Annotated in this window: 18 protein-coding genes; 10 read left to right on the top strand and 8 right to left on the bottom strand. The window is 70.4% G+C overall.

Going from position 1 to position 20,706, the window contains the following annotated elements; genetic code table 11:
• Nucleotides 1-42: 42 nt before the first annotated feature.
• A complete protein-coding gene (trmD, locus tag ASD93_RS07085) occupies nt 43-720 on the top strand; it encodes a tRNA (guanosine(37)-N1)-methyltransferase TrmD (protein ID WP_056120677.1) in 678 nt (225 codons plus the stop codon).
• A 4-nt stretch (nt 721-724) separates the two neighbouring features.
• Here trmD and ASD93_RS07080 read toward each other — a convergent pair whose 3' ends face one another.
• From ASD93_RS07080 to nirB, 4 genes are read right to left on the bottom strand one after another with little or no spacing between them, the layout of a single operon-like run.
• On the bottom strand, nt 725-1,870 hold the full coding sequence (locus ASD93_RS07080; protein WP_056120674.1) for a uroporphyrinogen-III synthase: 1,146 nt from the start codon (nt 1,868-1,870) through the stop codon (nt 725-727).
• A 5-nt stretch (nt 1,871-1,875) separates the two neighbouring features.
• Nucleotides 1,876-2,631, bottom strand: a complete 756-nt coding sequence (cobA, locus tag ASD93_RS07075) for a uroporphyrinogen-III C-methyltransferase (protein WP_235566903.1) — start codon at nt 2,629-2,631, stop codon at nt 1,876-1,878.
• The gene (gene nirD / locus ASD93_RS07070) at nt 2,628-3,011 is read right to left on the bottom strand and encodes a nitrite reductase small subunit NirD (protein ID WP_056120671.1); all 384 of its coding nucleotides are present in this window, start codon (nt 3,009-3,011) and stop codon (nt 2,628-2,630) included. The genes cobA and nirD overlap by 4 nt, the downstream gene beginning before the upstream one ends.
• Nucleotides 3,008-5,587: a nitrite reductase large subunit NirB gene (gene nirB, locus ASD93_RS07065; protein WP_056120969.1), complete on the bottom strand. Its 2,580-nt coding sequence runs from the start codon at nt 5,585-5,587 to the stop codon at nt 3,008-3,010. The genes nirD and nirB overlap by 4 nt, the downstream gene beginning before the upstream one ends.
• Nucleotides 5,588-5,853: 266 nt before the next feature.
• On the opposite strand from nirB, the gene ASD93_RS07060 reads away from it, so the two are divergent.
• The 4 genes from ASD93_RS07060 (at nt 5,854) to treZ (ending at nt 13,631) form a co-directional block, all read left to right on the top strand.
• Nucleotides 5,854-7,260 (top strand): aminotransferase class V-fold PLP-dependent enzyme, encoded by a 1,407-nt coding sequence (locus ASD93_RS07060; protein ID WP_082569216.1) that lies wholly within the window; start codon nt 5,854-5,856, stop codon nt 7,258-7,260.
• Nucleotides 7,261-7,338: 78 nt separating this feature from the next.
• Entirely contained in the window at nt 7,339-9,552 is a 2,214-nt protein-coding gene (gene glgX / locus ASD93_RS07055; RefSeq protein ID WP_056120668.1) for a glycogen debranching protein GlgX, read from the top strand.
• Nucleotides 9,553-9,561: 9 nt separating this feature from the next.
• A complete protein-coding gene (gene treY, locus ASD93_RS07050; RefSeq protein WP_056120662.1) occupies nt 9,562-11,904 on the top strand; it encodes a malto-oligosyltrehalose synthase in 2,343 nt (780 codons plus the stop codon).
• Entirely contained in the window at nt 11,901-13,631 is a 1,731-nt protein-coding gene (treZ, locus tag ASD93_RS07045; RefSeq protein ID WP_056120660.1) for a malto-oligosyltrehalose trehalohydrolase, read from the top strand. Before treY ends, treZ begins: the two co-directional genes overlap by 4 nt.
• A gap of 1 nt (nt 13,632) precedes the next feature.
• On the opposite strand, the gene map is transcribed toward treZ, so the two are convergent.
• The gene (map, locus tag ASD93_RS07040) at nt 13,633-14,415 is read right to left on the bottom strand and encodes a type I methionyl aminopeptidase (protein WP_056120658.1); all 783 of its coding nucleotides are present in this window, start codon (nt 14,413-14,415) and stop codon (nt 13,633-13,635) included.
• Nucleotides 14,416-14,533: 118 nt separating this feature from the next.
• On the opposite strand from map, the gene ASD93_RS07035 reads away from it, so the two are divergent.
• The 5 genes from ASD93_RS07035 (at nt 14,534) to ASD93_RS07015 (ending at nt 17,546) form a co-directional block, all read left to right on the top strand.
• Nucleotides 14,534-15,037, top strand: a complete 504-nt coding sequence (locus ASD93_RS07035) for a hypothetical protein (RefSeq protein WP_056120655.1) — start codon at nt 14,534-14,536, stop codon at nt 15,035-15,037.
• A 170-nt stretch (nt 15,038-15,207) separates the two neighbouring features.
• A complete protein-coding gene (gene rplS / locus ASD93_RS07030) occupies nt 15,208-15,555 on the top strand; it encodes a 50S ribosomal protein L19 (RefSeq protein ID WP_056120652.1) in 348 nt (115 codons plus the stop codon).
• Nucleotides 15,556-15,717: 162 nt separating this feature from the next.
• Nucleotides 15,718-16,500, top strand: coding sequence for a signal peptidase I (gene lepB, locus ASD93_RS07025; protein ID WP_056120649.1), 783 nt, complete (start codon nt 15,718-15,720; stop codon nt 16,498-16,500).
• Complete coding sequence (locus ASD93_RS07020; protein WP_056120644.1) at nt 16,497-17,156, top strand: ribonuclease HII; 660 nt, start codon at nt 16,497-16,499, stop codon at nt 17,154-17,156. Before lepB ends, ASD93_RS07020 begins: the two co-directional genes overlap by 4 nt.
• Nucleotides 17,157-17,222: 66 nt before the next feature.
• Complete coding sequence (locus ASD93_RS07015; RefSeq protein ID WP_056120641.1) at nt 17,223-17,546, top strand: DUF2469 family protein; 324 nt, start codon at nt 17,223-17,225, stop codon at nt 17,544-17,546.
• A gap of 18 nt (nt 17,547-17,564) precedes the next feature.
• Here ASD93_RS07015 and dprA read toward each other — a convergent pair whose 3' ends face one another.
• The 3 genes from dprA to ASD93_RS07000 are packed head-to-tail and all read right to left on the bottom strand — an operon-like array spanning nt 17,565 to nt 20,643.
• Nucleotides 17,565-18,755 (bottom strand): DNA-processing protein DprA, encoded by a 1,191-nt coding sequence (gene dprA, locus ASD93_RS07010; protein ID WP_056120638.1) that lies wholly within the window; start codon nt 18,753-18,755, stop codon nt 17,565-17,567.
• Nucleotides 18,752-20,278 (bottom strand): YifB family Mg chelatase-like AAA ATPase, encoded by a 1,527-nt coding sequence (locus ASD93_RS07005; RefSeq protein ID WP_056120635.1) that lies wholly within the window; start codon nt 20,276-20,278, stop codon nt 18,752-18,754. The genes dprA and ASD93_RS07005 overlap by 4 nt, the downstream gene beginning before the upstream one ends.
• Nucleotides 20,275-20,643, bottom strand: coding sequence for a YraN family protein (locus tag ASD93_RS07000; protein ID WP_056120633.1), 369 nt, complete (start codon nt 20,641-20,643; stop codon nt 20,275-20,277). Before ASD93_RS07000 ends, ASD93_RS07005 begins: the two co-directional genes overlap by 4 nt.
• Between the last annotated feature and the right edge of the window lie 63 nt (nt 20,644-20,706).

Below are 20,706 nucleotides of genomic sequence, written 5' to 3'. Positions count from 1 at the left end.
GTCACACGTCGGAAACATGGGCGGATGCCTAGACTCGAATCCATGCGCGTCGACATCGTCACGATCTTCCCGGCGTTCTTCGACGTGCTCGACGTCTCGCTCATCGGCAAGGCCCGCGACCGCGGCATCCTGGACCTGCGCGTCCACGATCTGCGCGACTGGACCCACGACCGTCACCACACCGTCGACGACACCCCGTACGGCGGGGGAGCGGGCATGGTGATGAAGCCCGAGCCCTGGGGCGAGGCCCTCGACGAGGTCCTCACCGACGATGCGGTCCTGCTCGTGCCGTCGCCGGCCGGCGAGCGGTTCACGCAGTCGATGGCGCGCGAGCTCGCGCAGGAGCGGCACCTCGTGTTCGCCTGCGGCCGGTACGAGGGGATCGATCAGCGCGTCGTGGACCACTACGCGACGCGGGGGCGCGTGCGGCTGGTGAGCCTGGGCGACTACGTGCTCAACGGCGGTGAGGTCGCCGCGATGGCCGTCGTCGAGGCGGTGTCGCGGCTCGTCCCCGGCGTGGTGGGCAATCCCGAGAGCCTCGTCGAAGAGTCGCACGAGGACGGGCTGCTCGAGTACCCGAGCTACACGAAGCCCGCCCAGTGGCGCGGGCACGAGGTGCCGGCGATCCTGCTGAGCGGCAACCACGGCGCGATCGCCGCGTGGCGCCGCGAGCAGAGTCTCGAGCGCACGCGGACCCACCGGCCGGACCTGCTGCCCTGATCGGTCAGGCGGATGCCTCGGCGGGATCGAGCACGTCGAGCCGGTAGCCGCGCTTGACGACCGTCTTGATCAGGGCGGGGACCCCGAGCGCTTCGCGCACCCGCGCCACGGCCATCTCGACGGCGTGGGTGTTCTCGCCGGACCGGGGAAGTGCGCCCTGGAGGCGCTGTCGCGATACGACGCCGCCGCCGGCCTCGAACAGAGCGGCGAGCACGTCGGCCCCGGTTCGCGAGAGCGGGACGTGGACGCCGTCGAGCACGGCGCCGGAGCTGCGCAGCTCGAGACGCCCCGCAGTCGTGGGGAGCGAGGCGGCGTGACCCCCTCCGAAGTGCGTCACGACGGCCCGCACGAGCGAGCCGAGGCGCCCGCGCTCCGCGACGAGCGGGGCGATGCCGACGTCGACGAGGGGCCCTGCCGTGATCGGTCCGACCGCGGCCATGAGCACTCGGCCCGTCTGCGTGAGCGCGACGATGTCGTCGAGGATGCCCTCGCGCGATGCGGCGGCCAGCCACTCCGCGGCGCCGGGAGCCGACGTGAACAGGACCGCATCGACCTCGCCCTGAGCCGTCGTGGCGACCGAGCGACGCACCGCCACGGCATCGGGAGGCGGCCCCCACCGGTAGACGGTGAGGCTGACGACATCCGCCCCGGCGGTCTCGAAGAGCTCGTCGAGACCGTCGGCGCCGGAGCCGTGATGCTGCACGGCGATACGGCGGCTGGAGACCCCCTCCGCGAGCAGGTACTCGCCCAGCTCGGCGGACGTCTCCGATTCGGCGACCCAATCGGCCGTCAGCCCCGCCTGCTGGATCGCGCCGCGCGCCTTCGGGCCGCGGGCGACGATCTGCGCACCGGCGAGCGCCGCGTGGAGGTCGTCGAGGAGGCCTGCTTCGTCCGCGGCCTCCATCCAGCCGCGGAATCCGACACCGGTCGTCGCCACCACCACGTCGGGCGGGAGCGCGATCAGCTCGCGCGTGCGCGCGATGAGCGCGTCGTCGTCGATGTGCGGGACGATCGTGAGCGCCGGAGCGTGGCGCACGGTCGCTCCGTGACGCTCGAGGGCGGCCGCGAGCTCGAGGGATCGCCGGTCCACGGCGATCACGATCGTGCAGCCGTCGAGAGCGGCGGAGAGAGCGGGACGCGCGGCCGTCACGGTGATCAGCCGCCGTGTCCGGACTGCGCCGCCAGCAAGTCGGGCACGAGCAGACCCGCGCGTGCCACGTCGCCGACGACGATGACCGCGGGATTGCGCACGCCGATGCGCCCGGCATGGAGCACCACCGATCCGAGGGTGCTGCGGGTCGTGCGCTGGTCGGCGTGGTGACCGCGCTCGACGATCGCCACCGGACGATCTGGCGACACGCCCGCCCGCATCGCATCGGCGACCAGCCGGGGGAGGGCTCCGACCCCCATGAGGATCACCGTCGTGACGGCATCCTCACCGAGTGCCGCGAGGGTCGCCGCCGTGATCTCGGATTGCCCGTTGACGATGTGGACCGCGGATGCGATGCCTCTGTGGGTGACGGGGATGCCTGCCGCCTCAGGAACGGCGACTGCGCTGGTGATGCCCGGCACCACGGCCACGGGGATCCCCGCGGCCGCGCACGCGACCATCTCCTCGCCGCCCCGACCGAAGACGAACGGGTCACCGCCCTTCAAGCGGACCACCCGCTTGCCCACGCGTGCCCGGTCGATGAGGAGCGCGTTGATCTCGTCCTGGGGGACGGGATGGTGCCCCGGAAGCTTCCCGACATCGATGATCTCGACGTCGGGCCCGAGATGCGCTCGGATGTCGGTCGGACCCAGACGGTCCATGACCACGACGTCGGCCTGCGTCAGCAGTCGCCAGGCACGCACCGTCATGAGGTCGATCGGTCCGGGCCCGCCGCCCACCAGATCCACGCGGCCGCTCACGACTCGGCCTCCCAGCGCACCAGGACCTGACCGTCGCTGACCGTCACCGGCCAGACGTGGAGGGCGATGGCGTCCTTTCCCTGCGTATCGAGGCAGGCGCCCGTCCGAAGGTCGAAGACCTGCTTGTACATGGGCGACGCGACGGTGGGAGCATCCTGTCGGGTGCCGACGATGCCGCGCGAGATCACGTGCGCGCGACTGTAGGGGTCGAAGTTCGACACGGCGTGGACCCGGCCGCTGTGCAGCAGGAAGAGCGCGATCTGCGTCCCGCCGAGAAGCGCCGCGCGACCGCGCTCGACTTCGAGGTCGTTCAGCGTGCACACCCGCACCCATCCCTCGGGCGCGTCGGCGGCGGTGGTCTGCGGGTCGACGAGGGTCATCGGCGCACCTCCAGGATCGTTCCGGCGATGAGGACGCCACCGCTCGCGCGCTCCTCATCGGTGGCGGGTCGGGCCTGTCCGCGCTCGGCGGTGTAGGCGAGCGAGGGGTCCGGTGTCGTCGGCGCGTTCACGAACGAGGCGAAGCGACGCACCTTCTCGGGGTCCTCCAGCGTCGCGCGCCATTCGTCCTCGTACGATCCGATGTGCGCCGCCATCGCGGCATCCAGATCCGCGCAGATGCCGAGGCTGTCGTCGAAGATCACCGACCGCAGCTCGTCGATCCCGCCCTCGAGGTCTTCGAACCAGGGGGCCGTGCGCTGGAGGCGGTCCGCGGTGAAGATGTAGTACATCAGGAAGCGGTCGATCGCGGTGAGCAGCCCCGCGTCGTCGAGCCCCTCCGCCAGGAGCACCGCGTGTCGCGGGGTGAAGCCGCCGTTCCCGCCGACGTACATGTTCCACCCGGCTTCGGTCGCGATGACGCCGACGTCCTTTCCTCGCGCCTCCGCGCACTCGCGCGCGCAGCCCGAGACGCCGAGCTTGAGCTTGTGCGGAGAGCGCAGTCCCCGGTAGCGCAGCTCGAGGTTCACCGCCATTCCGACCGAGTCCTGCACGCCGTAGCGGCACCACGTCGAGCCCACACACGACTTCACCGTGCGCAGGGACTTGCCGTACGCGTGCCCCGACTCGAAGCCGGCGTCCACGAGACGCTTCCACACCTCGGGCAGCTGCTCCAGCCGCGCGCCGAACAGGTCGATGCGCTGCCCGCCGGTGATCTTCGTGTAGAGCCCGAAGTCACGTGCGACCTCGCCGATCACGACGAGGCCCTCGGGGGTGATCTCGCCGCCGGGGATCCGAGGCACGACGGAGTAGCTTCCGTCCTTCTGCAGGTTGGCCATGACGTGGTCGTTGGTGTCCTGCAGCGCGGCGTTCTCACCGTCGAGCACGTGATGCCCGACGAGGGTCGACAGGATGCTGGCGAGCGCGGGCTTGCAGATGTCGCAGCCGCGGCCGGTGCCGAATCGGTCGATGACGGCGCTGAACGTCGTGAGTCCGGACACGCGCACGGCGTCGAAGAGCTGGCGTCGGGAGAGGTCGAAGTGCTCGCACAGTGCGTTGCTGATCGCGGCGCCGGTCTTGGCGAGCTCGGCGCCGACGATCTTCTTGACCATCATCACGCATGAGCCGCACGCGGCGCCCGCTTTCGTGCACGACTTCACGGCGGCGACGTCCGTGCAGCCCTCTTCGTGCACCGCTTGACGGATCGTCCCGGCGGTGACGCTGTTGCACGAGCAGACGAGCGCCTCGTCGGGCAGGTCGCCGGTCGGCGCCGCGACGCCGCCCTCAGGCATCAGATAGGCGGCCGGATCCCCGCCGAGCGCACCGCCGACGAGAGGGCGCAGCGCGCCGTACGCCGAAGCGTCGCCCACGAGGATGCCGCCCAGCAGCGTCTTCGCGTCGTCGGAGAGGACCAGCTTCTTGTAGACGCCGCCGACGGGGTCGGCGTAGACGACGTCCAGCGCGCCCGGGGTCTCGCCGAAGGCGTCGCCGAAGCTCGCCACGTCGACGCCTGACAGCTTGAGCTTCGTTGACAGGTCGTAGCCGGGGAAGGACGCCGCGCCACCGAGGAGTCTGGTCGCCGCGACCTCCGCCATGGCATAGCCCGGAGCCACCAGCCCCACGCACATGCCGTCGTAGTTGGCCACCTCGCCGATCGCGAGGATGCGGGCGTCCGAGGTGCGGCATCCGTCGTCGATGAGGACTCCGCCCCGCTCGTGCACGGCGAGTTCCGCGCCGCGGGCCAGCTCGTCGCGCGGCCGGACGCCGACGGTGAACACGACGACGTCCGTGCGCTCGTAGCCGCCGTCGCGGAACTCGAGTCCCGTCACGCGCCCGCCGCGATCCGCGTCGATGCGCGTCGTGACCGCCCCGGTCCTCACCGAGATGCCGCGCGACTGGATCAGCCTGCGCAGCGCGTCGCCCGCCGGGAGATCGAGCTGCGCCGACATCAGCCGGTCGGACGACTGCACGACGGTGCATTCGACGTCGAGCCCCTGCAGTGCTCCGGCTGCCTCGAGCCCGAGGAGTCCGCCGCCGATGACGGTGCCCGTCAGCGCGCGCCCCAGTTCACGCGAGCGGCGCTCGACGAAGGCCCGCAGGCTCTCGACGTCGTCGAGCGTGCGATAGACGAAGCAGCCGTCCCAGCCGAAGCCGTCCACGGCGAGGCGGGCGGCGTACGAACCGGTCGCGAGGACGAGGTGGTCGTACGCCACGCTGAGACCGCGCTTCGTCGTGACGCGCCGGGCAGTTCTGTCGATGCGCGCCACCGCGTCGCCGCGGACGAAGCGCACGCGCTCGTCGTCGAGAACGCTGCGGTCGAGTGTCAGGTCGTCCGGCGTCGAGCCGCCGAAGAACGAGGTGAGGCCGACCCGGTCGTACGGATGCCGGTCCTCCTCGCCGATCACGGTGACACGCCAGCTCTCGCCGGCCCGCGCGAGGAGGCTCTCCACGAAGCGGTGCGCCACCATGCCGGCCCCGACGACGACGGCGTGCGCCGAAGCGGGGACGGTGGAGCTCATGGCGTCACGGTACGCGCGCGATGTTGCGGGCGAGTCAGCGCCATGTTTCGGGCTGTCGACGGGGTCGCGATGAGCCATGGGTTCTCCTCACGGGCGGACATCTCGGTGACGCCGACGGTACGAGCGCGGTGTTTCACCCCTGACCGCGCGTGGTTTCCCCGAGCGAACGTTTCCCTCACAGCCGCCGCGGCCGGGATGTGAGACGCGCCCGTCCCGCGGGACGGATGCTCTTGCCGTGATCGCGGAAGTGGAGGATTCTCTGCTGCATGGGGACCCTCGCTTCGCGCGAGCTCGAGCTGATCCGCTCCCAGTTCGCGTTCGGGCTTCGAGAGCGCATCGTCACGAACAATGCCGCCAGCACCCAGCCTCCGCTCGCGGTCTGGGAACTGCTGCGCGACCTGTCGGAGACCTACGAGAACGTCCACCGCGGGCAGTCGGATGCCTCCATCCGCACCACCGAGGCGTTCGAGGCGTCGTTCGACACCATCGCGTCCTGGATCAACGCGCCCTCACGAGACACCCTCTCGATGCATCGCAGCACCACGGAGGCGATCAATGCGGCCATGTATTCGCTGATGGCCGACTTCCGCGACGGCGACAACGTCGTGACGACCCTCATGGAGCACAACTCGAACTACGTGCCGTGGCACGCGATGTGCCGTGAGATCCTGCCGCGGTTCGGACGTCGGGTCGAACTTCGGCTCGCGCGCTTCGATCACGACTCGGGCGAGCTGGACCTGGCGCACCTCGCTTCGCTGGTCGATGCGCGCACGAAGCTCGTGACCTGCTGCGGCGGGTCGAACTTCCTCGGCACGAAGCCGCCGCTGGACAGGGTGCGGGCGATCGCCGACGCCGGCGCGTATGCGCAGCCCGATGGGAGCACGGGCGCCCTCCTCCTCATCGATGCCGCGCAGCTGTTCGCGAGCTCGCGGCTGGACGTGCAGGCGATGGATGCCGACTTCGTCGCGTTCTCGTTGCACAAGCTGCTCGCTCCCTTCGGCGTGGGCGTGCTGTACGCGAAGAAGTCGCTCCGCGAGACCCTGCCGCCGTTCCTCTACGGCGGGGACATGATCGCGGAGGGCCGGGTCTTCCCCGATCGGGTGGAGTACAACGACCTGCCCTGGAGGTTCTCGGCCGGCACGCCCAACATCCTGGGCGTCATCGCGTCGGCGCAGACCCTGCGACTCCTCGTCGACATGGTCGGCGCGGACCCCGATCGAGCCTGGTTCCGCACGGATGATCCGCTCGACCCGGCAGCGGTGGACGCCGCCATGGGAGCCGTCGCCGACCACGCGGCATCCCTCACTCAGCGGGCGATCGACGGGCTCGCCGCCATCGACGGTCTCCACGTGTATGGCGTGCCCGCGGGGAGAGAGCGCACTCCTCTGGTTGCCTTCAACATCGCCGGCCACTCGCCGTTCGCGATCGCCCGCGCGCTCAACGCGCAGGGCGTCGAGTCGCGGGCGGGATGCCACTGCGCGACGCTCGCGCACCGCGACCTGGAGATCGATCCGGCGGCGAGCTGCCGCGTGAGCTTCACCGTCTACAACTCGCCGGACGACGTCGACCGCGTCATCGCCGCGGTCCGCCGGGCGGTGGACGAACCAGGGCTCTTCGCTTCGGAGACAGCACCGGTCGTGGGCGCGACCCCGGCGAGCGCCTCGAGGGGGTGAGCCCCCTCTCACGTCAAGCCCCGCAGCCCTGATTCCTCCCGCCGCTATCGTGAAGGCGCCCGACGACTTGGAGGTCGCATGCAGATCTGGCCCGGTTCCCCGTATCCGCTCGGTGCGACGTTCGACGGAAGTGGGACGAACTTCGCGATCTTCAGCGAGGGCGCCGAGCGCGTCGAGCTGTGCCTGTTCGACGACGAGGGCGCCGAGACGCGGGTGCCGCTGATCGACGTCGACGCGTTCGTGCATCACGGGTACCTGCCGACGGTGCAGCCGGGTCAGCGCTACGGGTTCCGCGTGCACGGTGAGTTCGACCCGGCCTCCGGCCGGCGCTTCAACGCGAACAAGCTGCTGCTCGATCCGTACGCGAAGGCCGTGGACGGACAGGTCACCTGGGGGCAGCCGGTGTTCGGCTATGACTTCGGGGACCCCGACTCGCGCAACGACGAGGATTCCGCCGCTCACCAGATGCTCGGCGTCGTCGTGAACCCCTACTTCGACTGGAGCGGGGACCGGCTGCCCAAGACCCCCTACGCCGAGAGCTTCATCTACGAGGCGCATGTGCGCGGTCTGACCGAGCTGCACCCCGCCGTTCCCGAGGAGATCCGCGGCACCTACAGCGCGATCGCCCATCCGGCGATCGTCGAGCATCTGCAGAAGCTCGGCGTGACCGCGATCGAGCTCATGCCTGTCCACCAGTTCGTCAACGACTCCGTCCTCGAGGAGAAGGGCCTCTCGAACTACTGGGGCTACAACACCATCGCCTTCTTCGCGCCCCAGAACACCTACGCCTCCAGCGGTCAGCGCGGACAGCAGGTCCAGGAGTTCAAGGCGATGGTGAAGGTCCTCCATGCGGCCGGCATCGAGGTCATCCTCGACGTCGTCTATAACCACACCGCCGAGGGGAACCACCTCGGCCCGACACTCTCGATGCGCGGCATCGACAACGAGGCCTACTACCGGCTCGAAGACGACGACAAGCGCTACTACACCGACTACACCGGCACCGGCAACAGCCTCAATGCCGGCAACCCGCACACGCTGCAGCTGATCATGGACTCCCTGCGTTACTGGGTGCTCGACATGCACGTGGACGGGTTCCGTTTCGACCTCGCCTCGACGCTCGCCCGCGAGTTCTACGAGGTGGACCGCCTCTCGACGTTCTTCGAGCTCGTGCAGCAGGATCCGGTGGTCTCGCAGGTCAAGCTCATCGCCGAGCCATGGGATGTCGGGCCCGGCGGCTACCAGGTCGGCAACTTCCCGCCCCAGTGGACGGAGTGGAACGGCAAGTACCGCGACACCGTCCGCGACTTCTGGCGGGGCGAGCCGCAGGCCCTCGGCGAGTTCGCGTCGCGGCTCACGGGGTCGGCCGATCTGTACGAGCACTCTGGACGCCGGCCCGTCGCATCCATCAACTTCGTCACCGCCCACGACGGTTTCACGCTGCGAGACCTCGTCTCCTACAACGACAAGCACAACGAGGCCAACGGCGAGGACAACCGCGACGGCGCCGACGACAACCGCTCCTGGAACGGCGGCGCCGAGGGGCCGACCGACGACCCCGCAATTCTGGCCTTGCGCGAACGCCAGCAGCGAAACTTCATCGCCACGCTCATGCTGTCGCAGGGGGTGCCGATGCTGCTGCACGGAGACGAGCTGGGGCGCACCCAGGGCGGGAACAACAACGGCTACGCCCAGGACAACGAGATCACGTGGATCGATTGGTCAGCGGTCGATCACCCCCTTCTCGAGTTCACCGCCGCCCTCGCCCGGCTGCGGCGCGAGCATCCCACCTTCCGCCGGCGGCGCTTCTTCGACGGTCGACCCGTGCGGCGCGAGGAGGGAGCGCCGATCCCCGACATCGTGTGGGCGCGTCCGGACGGCACCCAGATGCAGCCGGAGGACTGGGAATCCGGGTTCGGGCGGGCGGTGGGCGTGTTCCTCAACGGGGACGGGATCCGCGAAAGAGATCGAAGGGGCGAGCCGATCTCGGACCACCACTTCATCGTGCTGTTCAACGCCGGCGATGACGTGGTCGACTTCGTCATCCCCGAGGACGAGTTCAGTCCCGAGTGGGACGTGGTGGTCGACACGGCCGGCGAGCATGCCAACACCGAGCCGGTGGAGCCGGGATCGAAGCTGGCGGTGGCGGGGCGGTCGATGATGGTGCTGCGGGAGCACGAACTGCCCGAGCCCGAGCTCGGCCACACCGTCGCCGCCTCCCTGGCCGTGACGTCCGTCGCCGGCGTGGACGAGGTGCCCGGCGCCGCTCCCCGGGCAGAGCTGCGTCGGTAGGGGATCGTCGTGCTCGCCTCCCGTCCGACGTCGACCTATCGACTGCAGATCCGCCCGACGTTCACGCTCGACGATGCGGCATCGCTCGTCGACTACCTGGTCGCGCTCGGAGTGGACTGGGTGTACCTGTCGCCGATTCTGACGGCGACGGAGGGCTCCGACCACGGTTACGACGTCGTCGATCCCACAGCCGTCGATCCCGCGCGGGGTGGGCGCGCGGGCCTCGAACGCGCCTGTCGCGCGTTCCGGACGGCGGGGCTCGGCGTGCTCGTCGACATCGTCCCCAACCATGTCGGGGTGGGGCGCGCGCACGAGAATCCGTGGTGGTGGGACGTCCTGCGCCACGGGCGCGCGTCCGAGCATGCGGCCACGTTCGATATCGACTGGGAGTTCGGCGGCGGCAAGGTGCGCATCCCGGTGCTGGGCGAGGAGCTCGCGGATGCTGCGGCCGACGGGTCGCTTCGGATCGACGGCGACGAGCTGAGGTACCACGAGCACCGCTTCCCTCTCGCCCCGGGCTCGACCGACGACGGCGCCGACGTGCTCACCGTCCACGATCGACAGCACTACTCGCTGATGCACTGGCGTCGGGAGGCGACCGATCTGAACTACCGCCGTTTCTTCGGCGTGTCAGATCTTGCGGCCGTGCGCGTCGAGGAGCCCGACGTGTTCTCCCGCACCCATGCCGAGATCGGCCGGTGGTTCGCCGACGGCCTCGTCGACGGGCTCCGCGTCGATCACCCGGACGGGTTGCGCGCCCCGGTCGACTACCTCGCCCAGCTCGACGCGCTCACCGGCGGCGCCTACGTCCTCGTGGAGAAGATCCTGGAGCACGGCGAGCCGCTGCCGCAGTTCTTGGCCGCAGACGGGACGACCGGCTACGACGCACTCGCCGAGATCGACCGGGTTCTCGTCGATCCGGCCGGCGAGGAGGAGCTCGATCGCCTCGACGCGCAGCTGCGCCGCGACACCGGGCTCGCCGCCGCCTCGCCGTGGCAGGATCTGATCGCGGGCACCAAGCGGGCCGTCGCCGACGGCATCCTGCGGTCGGAGGTGCGCCGGCTCGCGCGAGATCTCGGAGCCGCCGACGACGATCGCGTGGAGGACGCGCTCTCCGAGCTGCTCGTGCACTTCCCCGTATACCGCTCGTACCTCCCCGCGGGTCGTGAGCATCTCGACCTCGCCGCGGACGCCGCGCGCCGCCGTCGACCCGAGCTCGCCGAGACCGTCGACCGAGTGCTTCGGGCACTCGCCGATCCGCGGCATCCCGCTGCCCTGCGGTTTCAGCAGACCAGCGGGATGGTGATGGCCAAGGGCGTCGAGGACACGGCGTTCTACCGGGCGACGCGGCTCGGAACGCTGACCGAGGTCGGCGCCGATCCGTCGCAGTTCGCGCTGACCGTCGAGGAGTTCCACACGGCCCAGGCGCAGCGACAGGCGATGTGGCCGCACACGATGACGACGCTGTCCACGCACGACACGAAGCGCGGCGAGGATGTCCGCGCGCGCCTGTCCGTGCTGGCCGAGATCCCGCAGCGCTGGGTGACGGTGCTGGGCGAGCTGCGGGATGCCGCGACCACCGGCGACGGCCCGTTCGATGCGCTGCTCTGGCAAGCCGTGATCGGAGCGTGGCCGGCATCGCGCGAACGCCTGCACGCGTATGCCGAGAAGGCGGCGCGCGAAGCGGGGGAGTCGACCTCGTGGCTCGCTCCCGAGGCCGACTTCGAGGCGCGGATGCACGCCCTCGTCGACGCCGTGTTCGACGATCCGGACGTCGCCGCGCGCGTGGCGGCGTTCGTCTCGGAGATCGAAGGCGCCGGATGGTCCAACGCACTATCCGCCAAGCTGCTGCAGCTCACGGGGCCGGGGGTGCCGGACGTCTACCAGGGAACCGAGCTGTGGGAGCAGAGCCTCGTCGACCCCGACAACCGCCGCGCCGTCGACTTCGCCGAACGTCGTCGTCTGCTCGAGGCGATCGAGGGCGGTGCACGGCCCCTCGTCGACGCCTCGGGCGCGGCAAAGCTGCTCGTGACCTCGCGCGCTCTGCGTCTGCGGCGCGAACGCCCCGACCTCTTCACCCGCTACACGCCTGCGACGGTCGTCGGCCCTGCGGCCGGTCATGCGATCGCCGTCGACCGCGGCGGCGCGCTGGCGGTCGCGACGAGGCTTCCGGTGGCGCTCGCGCGCCGGGCCGCGGCATCCGGATCCCCGTGGGCAGACACCGTGCTGCTGAGGCATGACGGGCCGACGACGGACGTGCTCACCCGCCGGCGCTTCTCCGGCGGCGCGATCCCGCTGGGCGAGCTGCTCGACACCTACCCCGTCGCGCTGCTCGTCACGGAGGCGGCGTGAACCCCGCAGTCTGGGCGCCCCGCGCCCGGCGCGTCGAGCTGCACGCCCCACGGCTGGGCGGTGACCTGCCGATGACATCCGCCGGCGACGGCTGGTGGCGCGCCGCGACGCAGCTCGCAGAGGGAGACGAGTACGGATTCGTCCTCGACGGCGGAGCCGTGCGGCCCGACCCGCGCTCGCAGCGACAGCCGCGCGGGGTGCACGACCTCAGCGCGGTGTTCGATGCGGGCGCGCACGAGTGGCGCGACGGCGCCTGGAACGGCAGGCAGCTCGCGGGCGGCGTCGTCTACGAGCTCCACATCGGCACCTTCACCGACGAGGGGACCCTGGATGCCGCTGCTCGCCGCCTCGATCACCTCGTCGATCTGGGCGTCGACTTCGTGGAGCTGCTGCCCGTCAACGCGTTCAACGGCACCCACAACTGGGGATACGACGGCGTCCTGTGGTTCGCCGTCCACGAGGCCTACGGCGGTCCCGCGGCCTATCAGCGATTCGTCGACGCCTGTCACGCCGCCGGCCTCGGAGTGATCCAGGACGTCGTGTACAACCACCTCGGTCCGAGCGGGAACTACCTGCCCGAGTTCGGCCCCTACCTCAGGGACACCGAGTCCAACACGTGGGGCTCGTCGGTGGATCTCGACGAGCCCGAAGTGCGTCGCCACATCCTCGACAACGCCGCGATGTGGCTGCGCGACTTCCACGTCGACGGCCTGCGTCTCGACGCGGTGCACGCTCTCAAGGACCGACGCTCGCCGCACATCCTGCAGGAGCTCGGCGAATCCGTTGACGCGTTGAGCGCCCACCTCGGCCGGCCGCTCACGCTCATCGCCGAGAGCGATCTCAACGACGCCCGCCTGATCACCGCGCGCGAGGCGGACGGGTACGGGCTCGCGGCGCAGTGGAGTGACGACTACCACCACGCCCTCCACGTCGCCCTGACCGGGGAGACCTCCGGCTACTACGCGGACTTCGCCCCGCTCTCGGCGCTCGTCAAGGCCTCGACCCGCGGGTTCTTCCACGACGGGACCTTCTCCTCCTTCCGCGGCCGCGTGCACGGTCGTCCGATCGACCCGCGTCTGCCGGCGTGGCGGCTCGTGACGTTCTCGCAGGACCACGACCAGATCGGCAATCGCGCGGCGGGGGATCGCCTGTCCCAGACCCTCGACCCGGGCGGCCTCGCGGTCGCGGCGGTGCTGACGCTGCTCACCCCCTTCACCCCGATGCTGTTCATGGGCGAGGAATGGGGCGCCAGCACTCCCTGGCAGTTCTTCACGTCGCATCCGGAGCCCGAGCTGGGCGAGGCGACCGCACGAGGACGCAAGGCCGAGTTCGCCCGCATGGGCTGGGACGAGTCGCTCGTTCCCGACCCGCAGGACCCGGCGACCTTCCGGCGATCGAAGCTCGACTGGCAGGAACGGGATGCCTCGCCCCACGCGGCGCTCCTGGAGCTCTACCGCGAGCTCATCGCCCTGCGTCGGCGGATTCCGGGGCTCACCGATCCTGACTTCGGTCGCATCGCGGCATCGGCTGACGAGGAGGAGCGGTGGTTCCGGCTCGCCAGGCCCGGCGCGGAGATCCTCGTCGACTTCTCGGCCGACGAGGTGCGCCTTCGCGTGCCCTCCGGCTGGAGCATCGCGCTGACCACGGATGCGTCGGCACGGCTCGCCGACGGGATCGCGATCCTTCCGCCGAGATCGGCGGTCGTGATCGTCCCGTCCGAGGCGTGAGTCAGTCGACCCCGAGCCAGGAGCGGTCGGTCAGCACGATCGGCCCGTCCGCGGTGATCGCGACGGTGTGCTCCGAGTGGGCGCCGCGGGAGCCGTCGACCGATCGGAGCGTCCAGCCGTCGGGGTCGGTGACGAGGCCGTCGGTCGTCTGCAGGAACCAGGGCTCGAGCGCCAATACCAGACCGTCGCGCAGCGGATATCCCCGGCCGGCCTTGCCGTCGTTGGCGACGTGCGGGTCGCCGTGCATCTCGCGGCCGACGCCGTGGCCGCCGAAGTCGGTGTTGATCGAGTAGCCGTCGGCGTGCGCGATCGCCGCGATCGCCGCCGAGATGTCGCCGATGCGGTTCCCCACGTTCGCGGCCCGGATCGCGGCATCCAGCGCGCGCTGAGTCGTGTCGATCAGTGCGAGGTCCTCGTCGCGGGCCGTGCCCACGACGAACGAGACCGCGGAGTCGGCGACCCAGCCGTCGATCGCCACGGCGAAGTCGAGCGACACGAGGTCGCCGTCGCGCAAGGCGTAGTCGAAGGGCAGGCCGTGCAGGACCGCGTCGTTGACCGACGTGCAGATGACCTTGCCGAACGGGCTGGCCCCGAAGGAGGGGTGGTAGTCGATGTAGCAGGACTCGGCGCCGGCGCGCCGGATCAGCTCGTGCGCCCGCCGGTCGATCGCGAGGAGATTCGTGCCCACCTTGGTCTCGTCGCGCAGGGTCGCCAGCGTCTCGGCGACGAATCTGCCCGCAGGCTTCATCGCCTCGATCTCGGCGGGTGTGCGCAGCTCGATCATGTGGTTCCTCTCGGGTTCCCCTCCATTCTCACAGGCGGCGGAGCGCTCGGCTGTGAGGATGCCTCGTGCCGCGCCGAAGGCGTGTCCTGCAGGGCCTTCCCGGGCGTAGCATCGGAGCATGTGGCTTCGACGTGGATTCTTCGGCTGGATGATTCCCGCCGCATTTGTCCTGCCGCTGTGGCTGTTCGTCGGCTGGATCATCGCCGGCGCGAACGGCTGGGCGTTCTTGTGGATGCTGTTCGCGGTGCCGGGAGTGTTCCTCTGGCAGCTGCTGCTGACACTGCTGGTCCGCGCGCGCGGCACCGTGCGGGCGCATCGCGCCGTGTCGTGGTGGGACGTCCTCGGCTTCGCCGTCTGGCACGTTCTGATCATCTCCCTCGGGTTCTTCAACCAGACCTGGTGGGTGCCGGTCATGGTGGCCGCGGTGCTCGTCGGCATCGGCCTGTTCTGGCTGGAGCTCTGGCAGCTGTGGAGCGAGGCGAAGCCGTCGCGCATGGTGCTGCACACCGTCGATGGCGTCGCGTACATCCCGGCGGCGCAGGAAGCGCCGTCCGCGTCCGCATCCGCGTCGATGCCCGAGGTCATCGTGCTGAGCGAGAAGCAGGGGCCGCAGGCGCGCTGACGCCGTTTTGGCCGGTCGCGGCATCCGTGGCAGAATAGATGTTTGTGCCCTGACCAGGTTCTGCCTCAGGGGAATCAGTCGCGCGGCTTCCGGCCGGCGGCCTCGGGCACACGACTTCCTTTCCCATACTTCCCGCGGTCGACCTGTGGCGGCCGCAGAGAGAAAAGATCATGCAGATCCTCGACTCCGTCGACGCAGCATCGCTGCGCTCCGACATCCCCGCCTTCGCCCCCGGCGACACCGTCAAGGTGGGCGTGAACATCACCGAAGGCAACCGCTCCCGCATCCAGGTCTTCCAGGGCGTCGTCATCGGCCGCTCGGGCGACGGCGTGCGCGAGACCTTCACGGTCCGCAAGATCAGCTTCCAGGTCGGCGTCGAGCGCACCTTCCCGGTGCACTCCCCGGTGATCGACCACATCGAGGTCGTCACCCGCGGCGACGTGCGTCGTGCGAAGCTCTACTACCTCCGCAACCTCCGTGGCAAGAAGGCCAAGATCAAGGAGAAGCGCGACCGCTGAGTTCTGCGTACCGAAGCCCCGGACCCGTGTGGTCCGGGGCTTCGTCGTTTCCACGCTGACAACGTCCCGCGAAGTCCGCGTCCCGTCCCATTCGAGGCTCGGGAGTGTGGGAACCTTGAGGGGAGGCTCTCCGATCCGCGGCGCGCCGACGAAGGATCGTGCATGACCACCGAGAAGACGGCCTCCGCCGAACCGGCACCGTCGTCCGGTTCACTGGGCGAGGCGACCATCCGCCGCCGTCGTCGCGGGTGGGTCACATTCCTCCGCGATGTGCTGGTCATCATCCTGATCGCGGTCCTGGTCTCGTTCCTCGTCAAGACCTTCCTGGTCCGGTCCTTCTACATCCCGTCGGGATCGATGGAGGACACCCTTCACATCAACGACCGCATCCTCGTCGACGAGATCACCCCCCGGTTCGGCGGCTACGACCGCGGCGACATCGTCGTCTTCCGTGACCCGGGCGGATGGCTGCCGCCATCGACCGACCCGGCGCGACCGCCTGTCGTCGAGGCCGTGGAGTGGGTGCTCGCGCTCGTGGGGCTCTCCGCCCCCGACAGCGACGACCACCTCGTCAAGCGCATCATCGGCCTGCCCGGCGATCACGTGGTGTGCTGCAACACGCTCGGACAGGTCACGATCAACGGTGTCGCGGTCGATGAGACCGAGTACATCAAGCTGCCGTCGGGGGAGTCGGCCGCGTCGGGCGTCTCGTTCGACGTCGTCGTGCCGGACGAGAGTCTGTGGGTGCTGGGCGACAACCGGTACCGATCGAAAGACTCGCGATACAACCAGGAACAGCCGGGCGAGGGCTTCGTTCCCGTCGAGAACGTCGTCGGACGCGCGTTCCTGGTGACCTGGCCGCTGGACCGGTTCGGACTGCTGGACTTCCATCACGACGATTTCGCCGGCGTGCCCGAGCCGTCCCAGGAGGATTCGGCGCCATGACCGTCGCGGAGCCGCGACTGACGCTCGAGCGCAGGCTCCTGAAGGAGCACGCGATCGTCATCGCGTGCGACGAGGTGGGGCGCGGTGCCCTGGCCGGCCCCGTTGCGGTGGGCGCGGCGGTGATCGACGCTCCGCGGTCTCGCAAGCGCATCCCGCAGGGCCTGCGCGACTCGAAGCTCGTGCCCGAGCCGAAGCGGGCGGATGTCGCCTCCCGCGCCGCCTCGTGGGTCTCGGCCAGCGCCGTGGGCTGGGCGAGCTCCGCGGAGATCGACGAGATCGGCATCATGCGGGCCCTCGGTCTCGCCTCCATCAGGGCGATCGCCGACCTCCGAGCGCAGGGTGTCGTGCCCGAGGACGCCGTGGTGATCCTCGACGGCAACTACGACTACATCACCGCCGCCGGCGCACGCGGTCTTCGTGTGCGTCCGGTGATCAAGGCCGACCGCGACTGCGCGTCGGCGGCTGCGGCATCCGTCATCGCGAAGGTCGCGCGCGATGCGCTGATGACCGATCTCCACGCGGAGCTGCCCGCGTACAACTGGGCGCGCAACAAGGGGTATGCGAGTCCCGACCATCGCGATGCGATCCGCGAGCACGGGATCAGCGCTCACCATCGGGCGTCGTGGTCGATCACCGACGCGCCCACCCTGTTCTGACGGTCTGTCCGCCGTCGGCGGACGCGGGTTCGCGGCATCCAGTCGCGCCCATAGGATGGTGTCACCATGGATGACGAAGTCTTCGAGGACTACGACCGTGAGCTGGAGCTCGCGCTGTACCGCGAGTACCGCGACGTCGTTTCACAGTTCCAGTACGTGATCGAGACCGAGCGGCGGTTCTACCTCGCGAACGAGGTGAACGTCGTGCGTCGCGACACCGAGCACGACTTCTACTTCGAGATCTCGATGTCGGATGTGTGGGTGTGGGACATCTACCGAGCCGACCGTTTCGTCAAGGCCGTGCGCGTGCTGACGTTCAAGGATGTCAACGTGGAGGAGCTGCAGCGCCGCGACTTCCACCTCCCCGAGGAGCTGTCGCTCGACACCTGAGTTGTGACGGCGGATGCCTCACCCTCCGATCGGCGGCGATCGCCAGCCCGCGGGGCCGCGAACAGCCGAGCCCTCGAGCTGCAGAAGTCCGAGCACTGCTTCGACGTGGTCCACCGACATCCCTGTCCGCCGAGCGAGATCGGCCGCTTCGCGCGGCGACCGCGTGCTCAGCGCATCGCGGACGCGCGTCGTGTCGTCGGTGCGCGCGCCCCGGTCGCCGTGGCGGTGCTCCGCGTTCTGGGTGAGGCCGAGGAGCTCCCGCACGTCGGCGGCGCTGGTGATGCATGCGGCGTCGTACTCACGCAGCAGGCGGTGCGTCCCCGCCGAGGCCGCAGAGGTCACCGGACCCGGAACCGCGCCGAGTCGCCGGGAGAGGGAGGCTGCGTGCCCCGCCGTGTTCAGCGACCCGCTGCGCCATCCTGCCTCGACGACGATGGTGGCGTCGCTGAGCGCTGCGATGAGCCGGTTGCGCTGCAGAAACCGCCACTTCGTGGGGGCGGCGCCGCAGGGAACCTCGCTCACGACCGCGCCGGTCATCGCGACGCGTTCGATGAGCCCGGCGTGGCCCACGGGGTAGCTGCGGTCCACACCTCCTGCGAGCAGAGCGACCGTCCGCCCGCCCACGTCGAGCGCTGCGCGATGGGCGGCACCGTCGATCCCGTACGCGCCGCCGGAGATCACGGGGATTCCGCTTCCGGCGAGCTCCGCAGACAGCTCGAGCGCGACGTGGTCGCCGTAGGAGGTGGCCGCTCGCGCTCCGACGATCGCGACCGATGGACGTAGTCGAGCGAGGAGGGCGCGGTCACCGCGGACCCACAGGCAGTGAGGCGCGTGCATCCCGAGGTCATCCAGCTGATCCGGCCAGTCCGCGTCGGCGCGGGTGATGATGGCGGCTGCGGATCGCGTGGCCGAAGCGAGTGCGCGCGAGATCTGCTCTGCGTCGAGCCGCGGCATCCAGCGCTTGCGGCCCTCTTCGAGCTCGCGAGCGGTGACCGCCACCGTGTCGTGGTCGCCGATGACGACCTGCAGCCCGCGCACCGGCCCGTGGGAGCCGACGATGCGTCCGGCCACGGCGTCGCCCGGTTCCACGAGGTGGGACCACACGACAGTGGCGTAGCGGTCGAGGATCTCCGAGTCCGGGGTCGATGCGTCGGCATGGCCGCCCAGAGCGCGCCGCGCCGCCGAAGGGTCGAGTCGGAAGCGGATCATGCGGCGAGTCCCTTCTTGAGGTAGAGCGCCCGGCCGAGCTGTTCGGCGGCCGGTCGGGGGAGTCCCGCGAGGTCGGCGAGGGACCACGCGACCCGCAGCACACGGTCGTAGCCACGCAGGGTGATCGCGCCACGGTGCAGAGCCGCGTCGAGCGGCCGGAGCACGTTCGCCGCAGGGGAGGCCGGGCCCTCGCGGAGCCAGGTGCCGGGCACCTGCGCGTTGAGTCGCCACGGCGTGTCGGCGAGCCGGTGCGCGGTGCGCGCCCGGGCCTCGGCCACCTGGGCGCGCGCGTCGGCGGTCGTGACCGTCGCGCCGGCGTGCGCACGTTGGGCGACCGAGACCCGCGTGAGGGTCAGCTCGATGTCGATGCGATCCAGGAGCGGTCCGGACAGCCGTCCGCGGTAGCGGCGGATCGCCGACGGCGGGCAAGTGCAGGTGCCGCCGCGGATCCCGTGATCGCCGCACGGGCAGGGATTGGTCGCGAGCACGAGCTGGAAGCGCGCGGGGAAGGCGGCGCTCGTTCCGGATCGATGGATGGTGATCGTGCCGTTCTCGAGCGGCTGGCGGAGGGAGTCGAGGGCGGAGGCGGTGAACTCGCCTGCCTCGTCGAGGAAGAGGACGCCCTCCGTGGCGCGGGCGATCGCGCCGGGACGGATGATGCGCGACCCTCCTCCGACGAGCGCGGCCACACTCGCGCTGTGATGCGGAGCCTCGAACGGCGGGGTGCGCGTGAGCTCGACCACCCGCGCACCCGACAGGCTGCGCACGGCAGCGCTCGCGAGTGCCGCGCGATCGTCGAGCGCGGGGAGGATGCCGGTGAGCCGGCGTGCGAGCATCGTCTTCCCGGCGCCGGGCGGACCGCACATCATCAGGTGATGCCCGCCGGCCGCCGCGACCACGAGCGCGTCGACGGCCTCGCGCTGGCCGATGACCTCGGCGAGATCGAGTGGCCGCTCCGCCGGGGCCGGGTCGTCGGGCAGGTCGACTGGTTCGTCGTCGGGGACGTCGACATCCGCGCCGTGCAGCGCCAGCACCTGCGCGAGGTTGACGGCGCCCACGACCTCGATGCCGTCGACGAGCTCCGCCTCCGCGCGGTTGGCCCAGGGGACCACGGCGCGTCGTCGCCCGGCCTTGACTCCCGCGAGGACGGCGGGGAGGACTCCCGGGATCGGTCGCAGCCTGCCGTCGAGGCCGAGTTCGCCGAGGTGCACCGTGGACGCGAGGGAAGCGGCATCCATCGTCGTCTCGGTCGCGAGGCAGGCGAGCGCCACGGCCACGTCGAAACCCGAGCCCTGCTTGGGCAGGCTCGCCGGGGACAGATTCACGGTCAGCCTGCGGCGGGGGAGCGGCGCCCCGCTGTTCGCGCACGCGTTGTGCACTCGCTGCACCGCTTCACCGAGTGCCTTGTCGGGCAGGCCGATGATCTTGAACTCGGGCGTCTGGTTCGAGAGGTCGGCCTCGACCTCGACCAGCTCGCCCTCGACGCCGACGAGGGCCACCGACCAGGTGCGGGCGATGCTCACGACACCTCCATGTCGCGGATGTGCTCGAGCCGCGCGGTGCCGGGGTCGGTGCCGATGATCGCCACGGCATCGATCCGCAGTCGACGATGCCGGACGACGTCGCGGTTGATGGCGACCCAGGCGCACGCGAGACGCCACAGTCGCGTGCGCTTGCGTGCATCGATCGCCTCGAACGGATGCCCGAAGCCCTCGCCTCGCCGCGTCTTCACCTCGGCGATGACCACGTGTTCGGCGTCGACCACCACCAGGTCGATCTCGCCGGCCGTGCAGCGCCAGTTGCGAGCGACCACCTCGTAGCCCGCATCGGTGAAATAGCGCGCCGCGCGCTCTTCTCCCGCGCGGCCGAGTTCGTCCTTGTCTGCCATGAAGAGATCGTCGCGAGTGCGATGAGCGAGGACACGCGTGCGTGACAGCTCGGTGGGGTGGCG

Origin of the sequence: Microbacterium sp. Root180, from assembly GCF_001428485.1 — a bacterium.
Classification (GTDB): domain Bacteria; phylum Actinomycetota; class Actinomycetes; order Actinomycetales; family Microbacteriaceae; genus Microbacterium.
This window is presented reverse-complemented; position numbering and strand designations above follow the sequence as displayed.